Consider the following 15,792-nt stretch of genomic DNA (forward strand, 5'->3'; position numbering starts at 1 on the left):
TGGGTCGCGGAATCCTGATCCAGATTGTCCATGATTGGTGCATCCAGGTCGACCAACAGAGACCTGACGGGGACAGCGGTGTTGAGCGGCCGGTCGAAACCATTGCCGCACCAAAAAGCCCGCCGAAGCGGGCCTATGTTAAACGTTAACTGCGCACGAAGGCGAGCAGATCCGCGTTGAGGACCTCTGCGTTCACCGTCAACATGCCGTGCGGAAAAGCCGGGTACGTCTTCAGTGTCCCGTTCTTCAACAGCTTGATCGACTTCAGCGCCGCAGCGGCGATCGGTACGATCTGGTCGTCGTCTCCATGCAGTACGAGCGTCGGGACGGTAATCGCCTTGAGATCTTCCGTCTGGTCAGTTTCCGAGAAGGCTTTGATGCCCTCATAGTGCGCTTCCGCACTACCCATCATTGCCTGCCGCCACCAGTTTTGGACCACACCTTGGTACACGGTCGCGCCGGGACGGTTGAAGCCGTAGAAAGGACCGGCCGCGACGTCGAGGAAGAACTGGGCTCGATTGTCTGCAAGCGCTTTCCGGAAACCGTCGAAGACTTCGACTGGTAGACCTTCTGGATTTGCGTCAGTCTTGAGCATGAGCGGAGGCACGGCACTGACCAGGACGGCTTTGGCTACTCGTCCCGCCGGCTGCCCGTGTTTCGCTACATACCGGGTTGCCTCGCCGCCGCCCGTCGAATGGCCGATATGCACCGCGTTATGCAGATCGAGTGCTTCAACGACGGCAAAGGCATCGGCAGCGTAATGGTCCATGTCATGACCGCCCGAGACCTGCGACGAACGACCATGGCCGCGCCGATCATGCGCGATGACGCGGTAGCCTTTCTGCACGAAGAACAGCATCTGCGTATCCCAGTCGTCGGAAGATAGCGGCCAACCGTGATGGAAGACGATAGGCTGGGCGTCCTTTGGGCCCCAGTCTTTGTAGAAGATATCGACATTGTCCATAGTCCTGACGTACGGCATGGTCATGCTCCTTTGACGTTATCCGCGCTAGGAGACGGATCATCGTGATCCGGCGCCCGCGCAACAGAAGTCACCGCTTCGGCACGAACGCTCGCAAAAAGCGGACGAAGCAAAGCGATGTGAAGACAGGCATTGGGACGGAACAAAGACGTACCGTCGGAAACATCGTAGCAGTCGCAAGGGTATGCGAACCATGCTTAATGTTGCCGGACATGCAACACGGTGAGCCGTCCCGCCCGCCTCACGGTCCTCGGGCTACAGGGCAATCGTCTGCTGTTCGAGATCCTCCGTTCGCTCGCCTAGCATCGATCGAACATCGCGCTCGATGTGCGCGCACAGCGTCGAAATCGGCACGTCATTCGCGCTTCCTTCAAACGGGTTTTCAGTGCTGTCGCCCACCTGTTCGAGCGAGGTGTACATCCACGACACGGCCACGCTGAACGGCACGACGAGCCATATCATGTTTCCGTGCATAAAGCCGCTCACGCTGTCGTTGAGCCTGTCGAATTCTCGCAGTAGGCCAAACGGAAAAAGCAGGCAAAAGAAGCGGACGAATAGCGCGCACACGGTTGCGTATTGACGGGGATACGGAAATTCCTTCAACTGTTCTGCCTTTGCTTGCAAATCAATGAAATCGCCCAACGCGCGTTGAAGTTCCAGATAGTACGACGGATGCAGTTTTCCCGCCGCGTGAAGCTTCTGCAGACATGCGCCTTGGGCGCTCAGCAGGCTTGTCGCGGCGCTCGGGGAATCGAGCGTCTGCTCGGTCTCCAGCACAGTCAAATATTTGCGCAGCGCTTCTTCGAGACTCCTTTCCCATTCGGGCACCCTGTAGTGCCGACGGTATTCGGTATTGAATCGCTTGCTCATGCTTTCCCACACGCGCGGGCGGCGCAGCGAGTAACGCAATGCAGTGAGCCAGGCGAGATGACGGTCGATCAACTGCCGGCTGGTGCTGTCGTCGTCCAGAAAATCGCGGGCAAGCTGGCCCCAGCGCCGGCTCGCGCTCACGATGCCTGTCCAGATCGTTTGGGCATCCATCGCCCTGTTATAGGTCTGAACGTTCTTGAAGCCGACAATGAACGACGTGGCGGTGCCAAGCAGAACGACGATCGTGAGCGGCACTGACAGCCACGCCATGCCGCAAAACTTGAAGAGAATGACGGGCAACGTGCCCCAGATGATGAGGGCATAGATTTGCCTTCTCGTCCAGAACAGGAACTCCGATAACTTATAAGATTTGCCGAGGTGCATGGCGCGGCTACCTGGTGACGCGGTGACGTTCGCCTGCGATTGACTCATGCGTGGACAGTCGCTTGAGGGCTCAGGCGGGATAAGGCCTTTCGACTCGCACGTGAAAGATGCAACCAGGCACGCAGAGCATGACCTGTGCATCCATCATCTGACGCTCCGTGGGGCTACCTCGGCTTGTCGCTAACGTGAATCCGCGCGGGACGCAGTTCAATTCGGCGCACTCTGGTACGTTGCGACGAAGCGCGCCTGTGCGACGATCTTGCCGTGCATCTGAAACGCAACGAGCGCCGGACTCGACGCAGCACTGACGTCGATATGTGGCACGTCAAGTGCGTACGCAGTGACCACATAGCGATGCGGCTTGCCTTGCGGCGGACAGGGCCCGCCGTACTTTGATATGCCGAAGTCAGTCAGCGTTTCAATGGCGCCAGCCGGCAGCAGTTGTCCGTTGCCGGAGGCGCCTTTCTGAAGCGACGTCTGCGAGGGCGGTATGTTGGCAACCGCCCAGTGAGTCCAGCCCAGACCTCCCGTCGGCGCATCGGGATCGTGGATGGTCACGACGACGCTGCGGGCTTCGGCCGGTAGGTGCGACCAGGACACACCGGGCGACACGTTCTCGCCGTGGCAACCGAATCCGCTGTACACCTGTTCATTCCTGAAGCGGCCATGATCGAGGTCGGCAACTTTGAGGGAAAACGGTTCAGCGGCGGCGACCGCGGGCAGCGTTGCGAGTAGCGCGCATACGCAGACAGCTTTTCGTGGCAGGACAAAGAGTCCCATGTCAGCCTCCTGTGATTGAAGAAAGTGCAGTGACTTCGCTGTCAGACGGTATCGCGCGCCGGTGCGCGGTGGAAGCCGGGCCACGGAAACCACTGTGTTGCCTCGTGCGCAACAAGCACCTGTCCCGTGAGCGTGATGCAATTCCAGAGGGCGCCCGCTCAGTGCGGATGCCTGGTCAACGAGGGCGCGAGGGGGGGGCTGGCGTTCAACGGGACGATGGGCGATTCTCGGTTGTTCGAATCGATCCAGATCCAATGCAGGACTGCGGCTGGTTACTTCGCGCGATCACACAAACTGTGCGCGGCTTGAAGGAAGGATGCGCGCTTATCTGACGTTCATAACGCTAACTGGAACGCGTGCTCGTCACCGCCTCGATGGCAGCTGTCAGGTCTTTGGCACTCAAAGGCTTGGTCAGAAACGCACAGGCGCCCGTGGCTAGCGCTTCCTGCTGCAGTTCAGGCTTCGGATAGGCGGAGACAAATACTGTTGGTATGGACCGTCCGGTTTCGATCAGACGCAGAGTCAATTCGAAGCCCGACATGCCGGGCATCTGTACGTCCGAAATGATGCAATCGGGCTGCGTTTCTCCGGTACGTGCGATCAGGTCCGCTCCAGACTCGAAGGTCAAGACAACGTAATCGAGCGATCTGAGCAGGCTTGAGAGTCCAGATCGAAACGAGGGATCGTCATCAACGACCCAGATTACCTGTGGCGAGCGCAATTATCCTTCTCCCAGTCCGCGCCGGCTGCGACGGTTTGGCCGCCGTGTCGTGTGTGCGCAAACGAAGGATACTCAACGTAGAGCCCCGTTGAAAGCATACGCGGGTATATCGAGAGGTTAGTGCGGGTCGTGGGTGGAATGCGGGAGGCGAGTGAGCTACGCACTGCAGCGGGCGGTGCCGGCGATGCCGGCACCGCCTCGCCAGAATCCTACATTTAAATTACACTTCGGGAGGCAGTTTAAATCTTGGTGCGCAACCGATGCGTTGTGCACATCAGTACAGGAAAGGAACGCGAATGGAGAAAAATACCTTTCCAGCCGTGGCTAACACCGACGGTGCAATTGTCTATGTAATCGACGACGACGCGTCGCTTCGCTCGTCGCTCTCGAGCTTACTGCGTTCGTGCGGATATTCGGTGCGAACCTTTGAGGGGACGCGCGATTTCATTTCGGCCGAAAAACCAGGTGTTCCGAGCTGCCTGCTACTGGACGTTCGCCTGCAGGGGGAGAGTGGTTTGACGTTCCAGTTGAGCGCGAGAAGGCATCAGGTCGACATGCCAATTATCGTCATGACTGCCCATGCGGATATTGAAATGTCGGTGGAGGCCATGAAAGCCGGCGCCGTTGATTTCCTGACCAAACCTGTCCGGGAGCAACGTGTTATCGACGCTGTTTCATCGGCGATCGGTCGTCATGCCGAGCAATTGGAAAAATCTCTGACAAGGGTTGCGCTGCTGGCGCGTTATAACACGCTTACCGCGCGGGAGCGTGAAGTGATCTGGTTCGTTGTGAAGGGGTTTTTGAACAAGCAGATCGCTGCTGAAATGAACTTGAGCGAAATAACCATCAAGATGTACCGCGGCGCTGCGATGAAGAAGCTTGAAGCGCTATCGCTTCCCGATCTGATCAGAAAGACGGACCTCATCAAGGATTGTGTCTCGACGAAACAGGAATGGTGATAGCGCACCTTCGCGGAGCCTGACAGCGCGGCGCTATGTCCTCCCGCCGGACCGAACAGGTTTCGCGTGCGTAATTGTAGTGAACCGATCTCCGCGTATTTGTGACATCGCGGACAAACAGTTGATCCGGTTTTTCATGAAACAGATCATCCTGATCGCTTTAGTATTTCATCTCTGCCGCTCTGGATTTTGCCTCATCTTCGATATGGGTATCTAACTAGCCGAACTTGTCGAGGAAGTAGAATAATCCATATCCGATTGGAAATTGTGACCTTGATCATCATGCGTTGAATTTTGATTTAGTGCTTCACTCTTATTGCCATGATTTTTCTGAAGGACCAATTTGTCCTACAGAAAAACAGCCGCCAGGAAGGAAAGAACGATGCTTAAGGATTTTGAAGGTCGTCTCGCTGTGGTCACGGGAGCGAGTTCCGGAATTGGGCTTGCGACTACCCGTCGCTTATTAAACAATGGGGCGCGCGTGCTGGCGATGAGTCGAACGAAAGGGGGTTTGGCGGCATTGCAGTCGACATTCGACGAGAGGCTCGTATGGATCAAAGGGGACGTCACACGAAGTGACGATCTCGAGTTGCTTTCTGCGGAGGCCCAGCGGCTGGGTCCGATCGACTTTCTGGTGCCGAATGCAGGCATCGCTATATTGGACGACGGTCTTGAAGCCGCGGCGTTCGAGCGTCAATGGGCAGTGAACGGAGCGGGTGCGCTGAACACGCTTTCAGTGGTGCGAGAACAGTTGGCGAAACCTGCGTCGGTTGTGTTCATCGGGACGTTTCTGTCACAGACAACATTTCCGGGGCTGGGCGCGTATATAGCATCAAAGGCGGCGGTCAAGGCGCATGCGCGGACGCTCGCAGTGGAACTGGCACCACATGGCGTCAGAATCAATCTGGTCTCGCCGGGACCAACCGCTACAGCAATCTGGTCCTCGTTGGGCTTGCCAGATGATCAGCTTTCCGCGATTGCCGAACGTGTCAATCGGCGTTTGCTTCCTGGCCGCTTCCTCGAGGCCGATGCGGTAGCCGACACAATCATGTTTTTGCTGTCGCCGGCGTCTCGCGGGATATATGGTCAAGACTTGATAGTCGATAATGGCTATACGTTGGCCTAGGACATTTATCTTCGGCCGCGCGTCTGCACTCAGACGGCTATTCCGCTGAAATACATTTGGGACCCAACATCGCATTCGAACTGAACGCGATGTTGCGTTGCTGTCTCTCGGTCGGCTGTTCAAGCCTTGTTCAAGCGCGCCGAGAATCGATTTGTCTTATCCTGACGCACCATTCCATCCGCCTTCGTCTCGCACACGACAAGGTGCGCGTTTGCATGGCCATCCATGCGCAAACGGCTTCGAAGCGGGAGCTCGACATCAACTGCGGTTTCAGACCGGCGAACGAGTGGGTAACGATAGACCCGCAGGCTGACCCGCGGCCTTTCCCGGGCGCTTGAAACGGGTGGCGAGCGCGAGATGCGGGCCGTCGAGCCTGTGGTCGATACTCCGACGCTTGCCCATGCCTTGCCCTCCACTCGTTAGGCCACGCTCCTACACTGTCTGTAATCCCGAGTTCACCAAAAACGTCACCTCTGCTTCGTTCGCACGCGAGACCGTAATGACCGCACCGTTACCGGCATTGACCATCGAGATCGATCCGCAACATGAGTTGCCGATCTATCTGCAAATCTGCGAGCGCTTCCGGACTGCGATCGCCGCGGGGAATCTGCGCCCTGGAGACCGCGTGCCCGCATTGCGCGGTCTGGCCACGCAGCTGAATACCGCACTCGGCACGGTTGAACGCGCGTACACGACCCTCGTCGACGAGGGCTACCTGCAGGTGCGCGGCGCGGCGGGCACCTTCGTATCGCCATCGCTTCCGGTGTCGGCGATGCGATCGTCAAGGCTGCAAACCGTTCGGTACTCGCTCGACAGGCCTCGCGCGGTCGCAGGCGGAGTGACGACTGAGCCGGTCGCGCCGCACGGCAGTCAATCGGCGCTGGATCGACCGGTCGTCCCCTTCAGCGGCGAACCGCTGCCGTTACAACCGGGCTTGCCTGCGCTGGACGCTTTTCCGCGCAAGGTCTGGAACCGGCTGTTCTCGTTTCGCGTACGCAGCGGCGAACGTGCGGCACTCGCTTATCCAGCGCCGGCCGGCTACCAGCCACTGCGCGAACACATCGCTACCCATCTCGGACTGTCGCGCGGCGTCACCTGCCTGCCCGAACAGGTGTTCGTGACCGGGAGTTACCGCGCGACGCTCGAACTCGTGATGCGCAGTCTCGCATCCGCGGGCGATCGCATGTGGTTCGAAGATCCCGGCTATCTGCTCGCACGCAGCTTTCTGGCCGATGCCGGCGTGCGGCTCGTGCCGGTGCCGGTCGACGGCGAAGGGATCGACGTCGAGCGCGGCATACAACTGGACGCGCAGGCACGCTTTGCACTCGTTACGCCGTCGCATCAGAGTCCGCTCGGGCACACGCTGTCACTCGCGAGGCGGATCGCACTGCTCGATTGGGCGGAGAACGCCTCTAGCTGGATCCTGGAAGACGATTACGACAGCGAGTTCCGCTACACGGGCCGACCTTTGCCGGCTTTGAAGAGCATTGACCGGCACGGTCGCGTGATCTATTGCGGCACCTTCAGCAAGGTGATTTTTCCGGGCTTACGGCTCGCGTATGTGGTCGTGCCGGAACGGGCGATCGAGAGCGTCGAGCGGGTGACGCACAGCATGAACGCAGGCGCTTCGACATTGCTGCAGGCGGTTGCTTCGGATTTCATCGGGCAGGGACATTTCGCGCGCCATCTGAAGCGTATGCGCGCGTTGTACGAGGAGCGTCGCATGCTGATCGTGGACGCGTTGAAGGGGGCGTTCGGAGAACGGCTGATGGTCGATCCGCCATCGGGCGGAGTGCAGTTTGCGACCCGATTCGCCGAAGGCCCCAATGGCGCAATCGACGATGTCGCAGTTGCCGCCCGCGCCCGCGAAGCCGGACTTGCGGTTCTGCCGCTTTCGAGCTGGTACGCGGATGGCCGCGCACCGCACACTCCGCGCGGTCTGGTGATGGGCTTTGCGAACGTTGCCGATGCGCGGGAGGCCGAGCGTCTCGCGCAATTGTTGCGAGCCTGCCTGGACGACTGACATCACGAATCGATCAAGCGTTGCGACCGCTTAAATCATGGAACGGTCCGGATCGCGTGCAACGCTGCCGCCGGTCGGACACTACGCTGGCATCGCCGCAATGCAGTTCATAGCCTCGCTCGCATTGGCGCGGTCCAAATTATTCAGATCAAGCGCCCGGATCTGCTCAGTCATGAAATCGATAAAGACGCGGACCCGGATCGGCAGGTGTTCACGGCAAAGGTAGCAAATGTAGTAGGCGCGCTCCTTCGACACATGCTGGGTCAACGTCATCACAAGCTCCTGGCGCCTCGCGCAGTCCCAGATCTGATGCGCCGGCATCTGCGCAATGCCGCGACCACCGAGGACGGCATCGCGTACGAGATCCGCGTCATTGAACGTCAACTTGGAGGGAGGGAGGAATTTTTGAGTCCGGCCCTCCACCATGAACTCCCACTCGACCACTCGCCCAGTTGAATGTTTCATGTTGATGCACTCGTGCTGGCCAAGCTCGCCGAGGCTGGAAGGAAGTCCGTGCCGCTCGGCGTAGGCACGCGACGCGCAAACGATGAGCTGCATCGGAATCAGCCGCTTTGCGACGATGCGGGAGTCCGTGAGGTGTCCATCGCGGAACGCAACATCGATCTGGCCACCGGCGAAATCCACCGGTTTGTCATCGAGAAGCAGTTCGACCGAGATGTCCGGGTAGAGCTCGGCGAACTTCAACAATAGCGGCGCGACCACATTGCGCCCGAAACCGATGCCCGATGAGACCCGCAGCAAGCCACGAGGCGGACCGTGGCGCAGGTCGAGCATGTCGTTGACGGCCCCGACGATATGAGCCACACCAAGATTGCAGTGCTCAAAAAAGCGCTCTCCCTCGCGCGTCAGGCGCGTGGTTCTCGTCGTTCGAAGGAATAGGCGTGTGCTGAGCTGCTTCTCGAGCCGCTGGACACTGCGCGAGACGCTCGAGCGTCCAACTCCAAGTCGCTCGCCCGCTTTGGCAAAACTCCCTTCTTTAGCAACCGCCATGAACGTGACGATGCCTGCATAGCTGCTCGCAAAGCAGTTTAAGAAAGGATCGGCGTGGTTCAGAAAATCGGCAGGAAAGGCGGGTGGCGAGATATTCAATTGATTCATGAAACGCTCCAAAGCTGTTCGACTTGCGGACGTTGAGACCATGGGCATGTCGTCCCGCGCGAACGGGACAGAGCTCCACAGCGATCGTTTCCCCAAGCCAAGTTACTTCGCGCGCGTACCTCATACCAGTCTACGATCGTACGGACCCCGCATACCTTTGTTTGGTCAAGTGTTTCGATTCAAAATCGACCGTCGCTAATTGATAATCGAAAAAATTAGAGAGGTGGAAATCGGAGCCGGATTCGATAACAACGCTGTATTGGACATCGGGTAAGAGAGCAAATCCGACACTTGCCATCGTGCGTGATTGCAGAGCACTAAAAGGCTTACCTTGCATGACGCCGAAATGACGCGAACGACAGTGGACCGTTCCCGATACCTACGATGAGATGACGGTACGGTGGTCTCTACTATACGAAGGTATGAGCGTTCCAATCCGGTAAGTAGCTTATGCCAATTCAAAGTAGGGTGGCGACGTGGCTCTATCAGGGATACCGTTGACCATGACGATTCAGCCTGCATTTGCATCTGTTCAGCACGGAGATCGGACTAGCAATAGGAAGACGGACCATGAAATCTGCCTGACTGTGACCCGCCCACACCCGCAACACCGATTCGAGTAGAGCGCCAGCCGATCGATACCGACGGCAATCCTCTGATGTGTTTGTGCGGCGAGCGGTCCCGAAATGCCGAAATGACGTGTGACGCGGCGTAATCGAATTCGTCGATTCGCCTCTCGCAGCCGCCTGACGAGCAGCAATCATTCCAACTTGGAGGAACCCGTATGGTATTGGAACAATCGGATATTTGCGATCCATGGGCGAGGACCGTCGGGTTGCTGGGGCAATTGTCGGACGAGCTACCCGTAAACGGCGAAATGAGCGTTGCCGCTTTGTTCAAGCGGGAAGTGCAGAACGTGTCAACGGTGCCGGTCGTGGGCGTCACGGTACGGCTGCTAGAGCGTTCGACTGCCACGAGAGTTACGCTCGCCTGGAGTGATCCCTTGCGTTGTGCTTACCATGATCAGGAGTGGCATCTGACTCGCGCACGCCACTCCGGAGTTTGCGCGATAAGTGGAATGAAAATCCGCCGGGGTGAGATCGTCTATCGTCCTCGGGCAACGCGCCCGAGGATGCCGGTTAACGCGAATGCGATGATTCATCCCATTGCGTTACAGGGCGATCAGTGAAGTCACTGGAATGACAACGCCAGGATTCGATCGATGGTCACTGTTCGTTATCGGCTATAGGCGGGGTCCATCACAACCCATACGTTATCGATGAGGCAAGCATGCTGTGATTGTTGCTTTTCTGGAAACTCAGAAGCATGCACTGCTGATCTTCTATCGGGGACAAGGCATTCATATGATGGTGAGTCAGATCCGATCCGCCCGGTAGATGGCTCGGTTGAACGCCGCGAAATGCTCTGAGTTTTTTGTTCTTTGCGATGCACTACTTGCCATCTGAATGAAAGCAATATTCGGCTCGCACACAGAGCTCTGAACTTTCTATATTTTTCCGTGAGACTTGTCGTGCATCGCGCATTTACTAACGCGTCGCTCTTCGTGTTGCTATACCTCGCATCAGCGTGCGTATTCGCCCAGTCACCGGCTTCGTCGTCCGCGATGGACGAGCGTATGCGCGCCTGCACGTCGTGCCATGGTGTACAGGGGCAGGGGCGCAGCAACGACTACTTCCCCCGCATTGCCGGCAAGCCTGCTGACTATCTGTTTAATCAGCTGTCCGCGTTTCGCGACGGCGGCCGGACCTATCCGCCGATGAGTTACCTGCTGGCGTTTCTGACCGATGAAGATCTGCGCAGGATCGCCCAGTACTTCGCTGGCTTTCAGCCTCCGTATCCCGATCCCGATACTGCCGCGGTGCCGCCCGATGTGCTCGACCACGGCAAGCAACTCGTGATGAACGGCGACGCGTCACGCAAGCTGCCCGCGTGCGCGGCGTGTCACGGAGCGCGCCTGACCGGCGCGAAGCCCGGCGTGCCCGGCCTGCTCGGTCTCCATGCGAGCTATATCGCCGGGCAGATGGGGACGTGGCGCTCGGGCACGCGACACGCAATCGCGCCCGACTGCATGCATGAGATCGCCGCGAGGCTGAATGATCGCGATATCTATGCGGTTTCCAGCTGGCTCGCGCGGCAGCCTCGGCCCGACGATCCCTGGCCGTCGCCGCCAGGCGGTTTAAAGCTGCCGCTAGCATGCGGGAGCCAAATGCAATGAGGAATCGAATTTCCCGTCCCGCTTCGTGCGTTCTGGAGCCGCGTTCGCTGTACGTCAGCTCGCGCCGCGTGTTCGAACGCGCTACAGCCGTCGTTTCGTTCGTCGCTGCTATAGCCGCGTCGATGTTCGTTTGCACCACGGCGAGCGCGGAAACTCGGCAGGCGGCATCCGCCGATGCCGATACGCGGTCGGGGATCATCGCGCGTGGCGAATATCTCGCGCGCGCGGGCGACTGTATCGCCTGCCATACCGCGCCGCGTGGCAAGCTTTTCGCGGGCGGGCTCGCGATGGAAACACCGTTCGGCACGCTCTACTCGCCCAACATCACGCCCGATCCGCAGTACGGAATTGGCCACTGGAGCAAGGACGAATTCTTCAGGATGATGCGCACGGGCAAGTCACCCGACGGCAAGCTGATCTATCCGGCCATGCCGATCGCGCAGTACACGAAGGTCACCCGTGAGGACTCGGATGCGATCTATGCTTACCTGCAATCGATCGTGCCGGTACCGAAGCCGAATCGGCCGCATGAACTGAAATTTCCGTTCAACCAGCGCGAACTGCTTATCGGCTGGCGCACGCTTTACTTCCGCGAAGGGGCCTATCAGCCGAGTCCAACGCGGTCAGTCGAATGGAATCGCGGCGCGTACCTCGTGGAAGGCCTCGGCCACTGCACGATGTGCCATACGCGGATCAACATGCTCGGCGGTTCGTCGCGCAGCGAAGAGTTCGCGGGCGGCCTGATCCCGGTGCAGCAGTGGTATGCCCCGTCGCTGACCTCCGACAAGGACGGCGGCCTTGGCGACTGGAGCATCAAGGACATCGTCGATATGCTGCAGGCGGGTCTCTCGGAGCGTGGCGCGGTGTATGGCCCGATGGCGGAGGTGACCTACCACAGCCTCCAGTACCTGAGCGACGACGACGTCAGGGCGATGGCGATCTACCTCAAGGCGCTGCCGGACAACAAGGGCCGCAAGAACGGCCCCTCCGCGGCGACCGACACGAAGGTATTCGCGCGCGGCGCACAGGTGTACAGCGACAAATGCGCGGTCTGTCACGGCAGCGATGGCAAGGGGAACGTGCCGAAGTATCCGCCGCTGGCCGGCAACCAGTCGATCGAAATGGATTCGGCGGTCAATCCGATTCGCATCGTGCTCAATGGCGGCTTCCCGCCGGGTACGCGGCGCAACCCTGAACCGTACGGAATGCCGCCGTTCGCGCAGGAATTGAGCGACGACGACGCAGCCGCGGTCGTGACTTACATTCGGACCGCGTGGGGCAACCACGGCCTGCCGGTCACGGCGAAAGAGGTCAACGAACTGCGCAAGGCGCCATTGCGCTAGACGAGCACGACGACGCGCGGTATCCGGGCATCGTTTCGTATCACCACCTCCTCACTGAGAACCCCATGATGGAGACCAACGACAACCGCAAAGATCCGCTGCTGGACGCCACGATCGAGCTCATCGTCGCCGGCGGACCGCGCGGCGCGATCGCGCTGGCCGGTGCGGCCACCGTGATCGTGTTCGCGATCTGGTTCGCCTTCTATTTCCTCGCATTCCTGCCGCGCGGCCCTATCAGCTGATCATGTCGACCGAAACCTCGCACCAACCCAATCATGATGGCCGCTCGGTCGCGATGCGCGTCGAGCGTCGCTGGGCCGTCTTCGCCGGCGGCCTGATCCTGCTGCTCGTGATCGTGATGATCTACCTGGGCATGCACTCGGCGATGACGTCACCGTCGCGCGTGGAAACGATCGACCCGAGCCGACTGCAGATGTCAGGGGAATTCGTCGAGAGCAACCTGGGCAGCGCGGTCGAGCCGGATGGCTCCGTCACGGTGCGCTTCATTGCCCAGCAATACTCGTTCACGCCGCAATGCCTGCTGATGCCGGCCGATACACCGGTGACGCTGCGCGTCACGAGCGCCGATGTCGTGCACGGCCTCGAGATCATGGGCACAAATGTCAACGCCATGATCGAGCCAGGCTATGTCTCGACGCTCGCCACCGTTTTCCCGAAGCCGGCCGAACACCTGATGCCGTGTCACGAGTACTGTGGCTTCGGCCATCAAACCATGTGGGCTCACGTGAAAGTCATCGACAAGGCCACGTTCTTCGAGGCCGCCCGCCACTCCCGGAGGCTCAGCTGTGTTTCTCGCTAAGCGGCTCGTTCTCGCGCATTTCTGGCTCGCCTTTGTCTCGTTCCTTGTCGCGCTCGTGCTTGGCGCGTGGCAGATGCTCGTGCGCAGTCCACTGTTCGCGTGGGTGGGCAATCCAGAGATCTACTACCGTTCCGTGACGGCGCATGGAACCGTTATGGCCTACGCGCTGCCGACGCTGGTCGCAATGGGGTTTGGCTACGCAATCTGCGAGCTCTCACTCAGACAGCGGCTGATCGGACTCAAATGGGCATGGGCGGCCTTCATCCTGCTCGCGGTGGGCGCCTTGATGGCACTCGCGCCCGTTGCGACGGGCCATGCCTCGGTGCTGTTCACCTTCTATCCGCCGATGATCGGTAGTGTGTTCTACTACCTCGGCATCGTGCTCGTGGTAGTCGGCTCGTGGATATGGGTCGCGCTGATGTACGTGAATCTGCGTGCATGGAGGCGCGTCAATCCCGGTCAGCCGATTCCGCTCGCCATGTTCGCCAATGTGGCGGGCGCGTATCTTTGGGCGTGGACGGCGGTAGGCGCGGCACTCGAGATCCTGTTCCAGATCCTGCCGGTGGCGCTCGGCCTGAAGTCGACCATCGATGTGGGTCTCGCGCGCGTGTTGTTCTCGTGGACGCTGCACGCCATCGTTTACTTCTGGCTCATCCCGGCCTACACCGCGTACTACACACTGGTGCCGCGCGCCATCGGCGGGCGGCTCTACAGCGATTCGATGGCCCGCATCGCGTTCGTGATGTTCCTGGTGTTCGCGATGCCCATCGGCATTCACCATCTGTACACCGATCCGCAGGTCGGCACCGGTTTCAAGTTCATACACCAAATGTTTACGGCGATGGTCTCCGTGCCGACACTGCTGACCGTGTTTACGATTTGCGCGTCGGTCGAGATTGCGGGTCGCCTGCGCGGCGGCACCGGACTATTCGGCTGGCTCACGGCGCTGCCGTGGCGCAATCCGATGATGCTCGCCATTGCGTTCTCGTTCGTCATGCTCGGATTCGGCGGCGCCGGCGGGCTCATCAACATGAGCTACCACCTTGATTCGACGATCCACAACACGCAATGGATCACTGGCCACTTCCATCTGATCTTCGGTGGCGCGGTCGTGATCATGTACTTTGCGATCGCCTACGACCTCTGGCCCCAACTCACAGGACGCAAGCCCGATGAGGGCTTGATCCGCAAGCAGCTGTGGCTGTGGTTCATTGGCATGCTGGTGGTGAGCTTCCCTTGGCACTACGTCGGTCTCCTGGGCGCTCCGCGTCGCATGGCGTATTACGATTACACGAACCCCGCTATCGCGCCGCAGGCAATATGGGTGGCAGTCTCCGCATTCGGCGGCATCGTGCTGCTCATTTCCGGTGCGCTCTTTGTCTACATTCTCGCGAAGGCCCAGTTCGGTTCGTCGAACCGTACGCATGAAACGCCGGAACCGTTCGAGTTCAGTGTCTGCGTGCATCCGGTCGAGCGCGTGCCGGTAGCGCTCAATAGCTTCAGGCTGTGGATTGCCCTGATGATCGGCCTCACCGTCGTCAACTACTCGGTGCCGATCGTGCAGCTGCTGCGTCTGCCGAACACTTCCGTTCCGGCCGTTGCCGTGGGAGCACCGCGATGAAACTGGAACGCGTGTTCAGCCTTCGCAACCCGTGGTTTACCGTGAGCGCCGGCGGGACATTTCTCGTCGCTGTCCTCGCGATTCTCATTGGCTTCGTCTGGTTGCCATCGATGCAGCGCGACTTCACGGCGAACGAGTTGTGGAGCGCGATCTGCAGCGCGGCGGGTGTGCCGTCGTCGGGGTCCAAGGGCACCGACAACGTGCCTGACGCACCGCCGAGCAATGTCGTCGTGCTACCGCCGCTGCGCGCCGTTCGCATCGACGCGGTCTCGAGCGGACGCGGCGCCACGCTCGCCACGCAGCGTTGCTCGATGTGCCACGGCGCACAGAACCCGGCCGGCATAACGGCTCCGGCGCTCGCCGCCCAGTATGCCGATGCGATCTACAAGGAACTGCGCGACTTTCACAGCGGCGCACGGGAGAGCGCGATCATGCAGCCAATCATCGCGAGCCTGAGTGACCAGGATCTGCACGATGTCGCCGAATACTATTCGAGCCGGCCACGCCATACGCAGTTGCAGGAAGCGGGCAGCCGCGATTACGGCGCCGCACACGCGCTTGCGATGCAAGGCGCGCCGATCCGCAATATCGCTCCTTGTGCAGCGTGCCACGGCACGATCGACCGCAAGGGCGCGGCGCCCTCGCTCGACGGGCAGTCAGCCTCGTATCTTGCCGCTCAGATGCGCGCATTTGCTGGCGGCACCCGGCATAACGACATCGGCGAGCAAATGCGCAACGTCGCGCGGCAACTTCGACCCGAAGAGATCGACGGTCTCGCAAAGTATTACGCGGTTCAGCCGTGAATGCG

Annotated in this window: 15 protein-coding genes; 10 read left to right on the top strand and 5 right to left on the bottom strand. The window is 59.8% G+C overall.

All coding sequences use genetic code 11. The annotated features are described in order from the left end of the window. Positions 1 to 145: 145 nt before the first annotated feature. From VSR82_RS08830 to VSR82_RS08845, 4 genes are all read right to left on the bottom strand, one after another. Positions 146 to 982 carry an alpha/beta fold hydrolase gene (locus tag VSR82_RS08830; RefSeq protein WP_368585514.1) on the bottom strand — a complete coding sequence of 279 codons (837 nt, stop codon included), beginning with the start codon at positions 980 to 982 and terminating at the stop codon, positions 146 to 148. Between the two features lie 255 nt (positions 983 to 1,237). Then, entirely contained in the window at positions 1,238 to 2,236 is a 999-nt protein-coding gene (locus VSR82_RS08835; protein WP_429457727.1) for a bestrophin family protein, read from the bottom strand. 207 nt (positions 2,237 to 2,443) lie between these two features. After that, on the bottom strand, positions 2,444 to 3,016 hold the full coding sequence (locus VSR82_RS08840) for a YbhB/YbcL family Raf kinase inhibitor-like protein (RefSeq protein ID WP_176368732.1): 573 nt from the start codon (positions 3,014 to 3,016) through the stop codon (positions 2,444 to 2,446). 343 nt (positions 3,017 to 3,359) lie between these two features. After that, positions 3,360 to 3,737: a response regulator gene (locus VSR82_RS08845; RefSeq protein WP_429455969.1), complete on the bottom strand. Its 378-nt coding sequence runs from the start codon at positions 3,735 to 3,737 to the stop codon at positions 3,360 to 3,362. A 296-nt stretch (positions 3,738 to 4,033) separates the two neighbouring features. Between VSR82_RS08845 and VSR82_RS08850 the strand changes: the two genes are divergently transcribed. The 3 genes from VSR82_RS08850 (at position 4,034) to pdxR (ending at position 7,845) form a co-directional block, all read left to right on the top strand. Next, entirely contained in the window at positions 4,034 to 4,696 is a 663-nt protein-coding gene (locus VSR82_RS08850) for a response regulator transcription factor (RefSeq protein WP_429455968.1), read from the top strand. A gap of 382 nt (positions 4,697 to 5,078) precedes the next feature. Then, positions 5,079 to 5,822 carry an SDR family NAD(P)-dependent oxidoreductase gene (locus VSR82_RS08855; RefSeq protein WP_368585518.1) on the top strand — a complete coding sequence of 248 codons (744 nt, stop codon included), beginning with the start codon at positions 5,079 to 5,081 and terminating at the stop codon, positions 5,820 to 5,822. Between the two features lie 499 nt (positions 5,823 to 6,321). Further along, entirely contained in the window at positions 6,322 to 7,845 is a 1,524-nt protein-coding gene (pdxR, locus tag VSR82_RS08860; protein WP_429455967.1) for a MocR-like pyridoxine biosynthesis transcription factor PdxR, read from the top strand. A gap of 81 nt (positions 7,846 to 7,926) precedes the next feature. Here pdxR and VSR82_RS08865 read toward each other — a convergent pair whose 3' ends face one another. Beyond that, positions 7,927 to 8,964: a LysR family transcriptional regulator gene (locus VSR82_RS08865; RefSeq protein WP_429455966.1), complete on the bottom strand. Its 1,038-nt coding sequence runs from the start codon at positions 8,962 to 8,964 to the stop codon at positions 7,927 to 7,929. Between the two features lie 877 nt (positions 8,965 to 9,841). On the opposite strand from VSR82_RS08865, the gene VSR82_RS08870 reads away from it, so the two are divergent. The 7 genes from VSR82_RS08870 (at position 9,842) to VSR82_RS08900 (ending at position 15,787) form a co-directional block, all read left to right on the top strand. Continuing rightward, a complete protein-coding gene (locus VSR82_RS08870) occupies positions 9,842 to 10,153 on the top strand; it encodes a DUF3331 domain-containing protein (RefSeq protein ID WP_498857650.1) in 312 nt (103 codons plus the stop codon). Positions 10,154 to 10,528: 375 nt separating this feature from the next. Then, positions 10,529 to 11,200: a c-type cytochrome gene (locus VSR82_RS08875; protein ID WP_498857651.1), complete on the top strand. Its 672-nt coding sequence runs from the start codon at positions 10,529 to 10,531 to the stop codon at positions 11,198 to 11,200. Then, entirely contained in the window at positions 11,197 to 12,543 is a 1,347-nt protein-coding gene (locus VSR82_RS08880; RefSeq protein WP_498857634.1) for a c-type cytochrome, read from the top strand. Before VSR82_RS08875 ends, VSR82_RS08880 begins: the two co-directional genes overlap by 4 nt. 68 nt (positions 12,544 to 12,611) lie before the next feature. Next, positions 12,612 to 12,785: a hypothetical protein gene (locus VSR82_RS08885; RefSeq protein WP_498857652.1), complete on the top strand. Its 174-nt coding sequence runs from the start codon at positions 12,612 to 12,614 to the stop codon at positions 12,783 to 12,785. 2 nt (positions 12,786 to 12,787) lie between these two features. After that, positions 12,788 to 13,363: a cupredoxin domain-containing protein gene (locus tag VSR82_RS08890; RefSeq protein WP_410850640.1), complete on the top strand. Its 576-nt coding sequence runs from the start codon at positions 12,788 to 12,790 to the stop codon at positions 13,361 to 13,363. Then, the gene (locus tag VSR82_RS08895; protein WP_429455963.1) at positions 13,350 to 14,984 is read left to right on the top strand and encodes a b(o/a)3-type cytochrome-c oxidase subunit 1; all 1,635 of its coding nucleotides are present in this window, start codon (positions 13,350 to 13,352) and stop codon (positions 14,982 to 14,984) included. The genes VSR82_RS08890 and VSR82_RS08895 overlap by 14 nt, the downstream gene beginning before the upstream one ends. Further along, positions 14,981 to 15,787: a c-type cytochrome gene (locus VSR82_RS08900; RefSeq protein WP_498857635.1), complete on the top strand. Its 807-nt coding sequence runs from the start codon at positions 14,981 to 14,983 to the stop codon at positions 15,785 to 15,787. The genes VSR82_RS08895 and VSR82_RS08900 overlap by 4 nt, the downstream gene beginning before the upstream one ends. Positions 15,788 to 15,792 lie beyond the last annotated feature (5 nt).

The sequence above is a fragment of the Burkholderia sp. JPY481 genome (assembly GCF_038900515.1).
Classification (GTDB): domain Bacteria; phylum Pseudomonadota; class Gammaproteobacteria; order Burkholderiales; family Burkholderiaceae; genus Paraburkholderia; species Paraburkholderia youngii.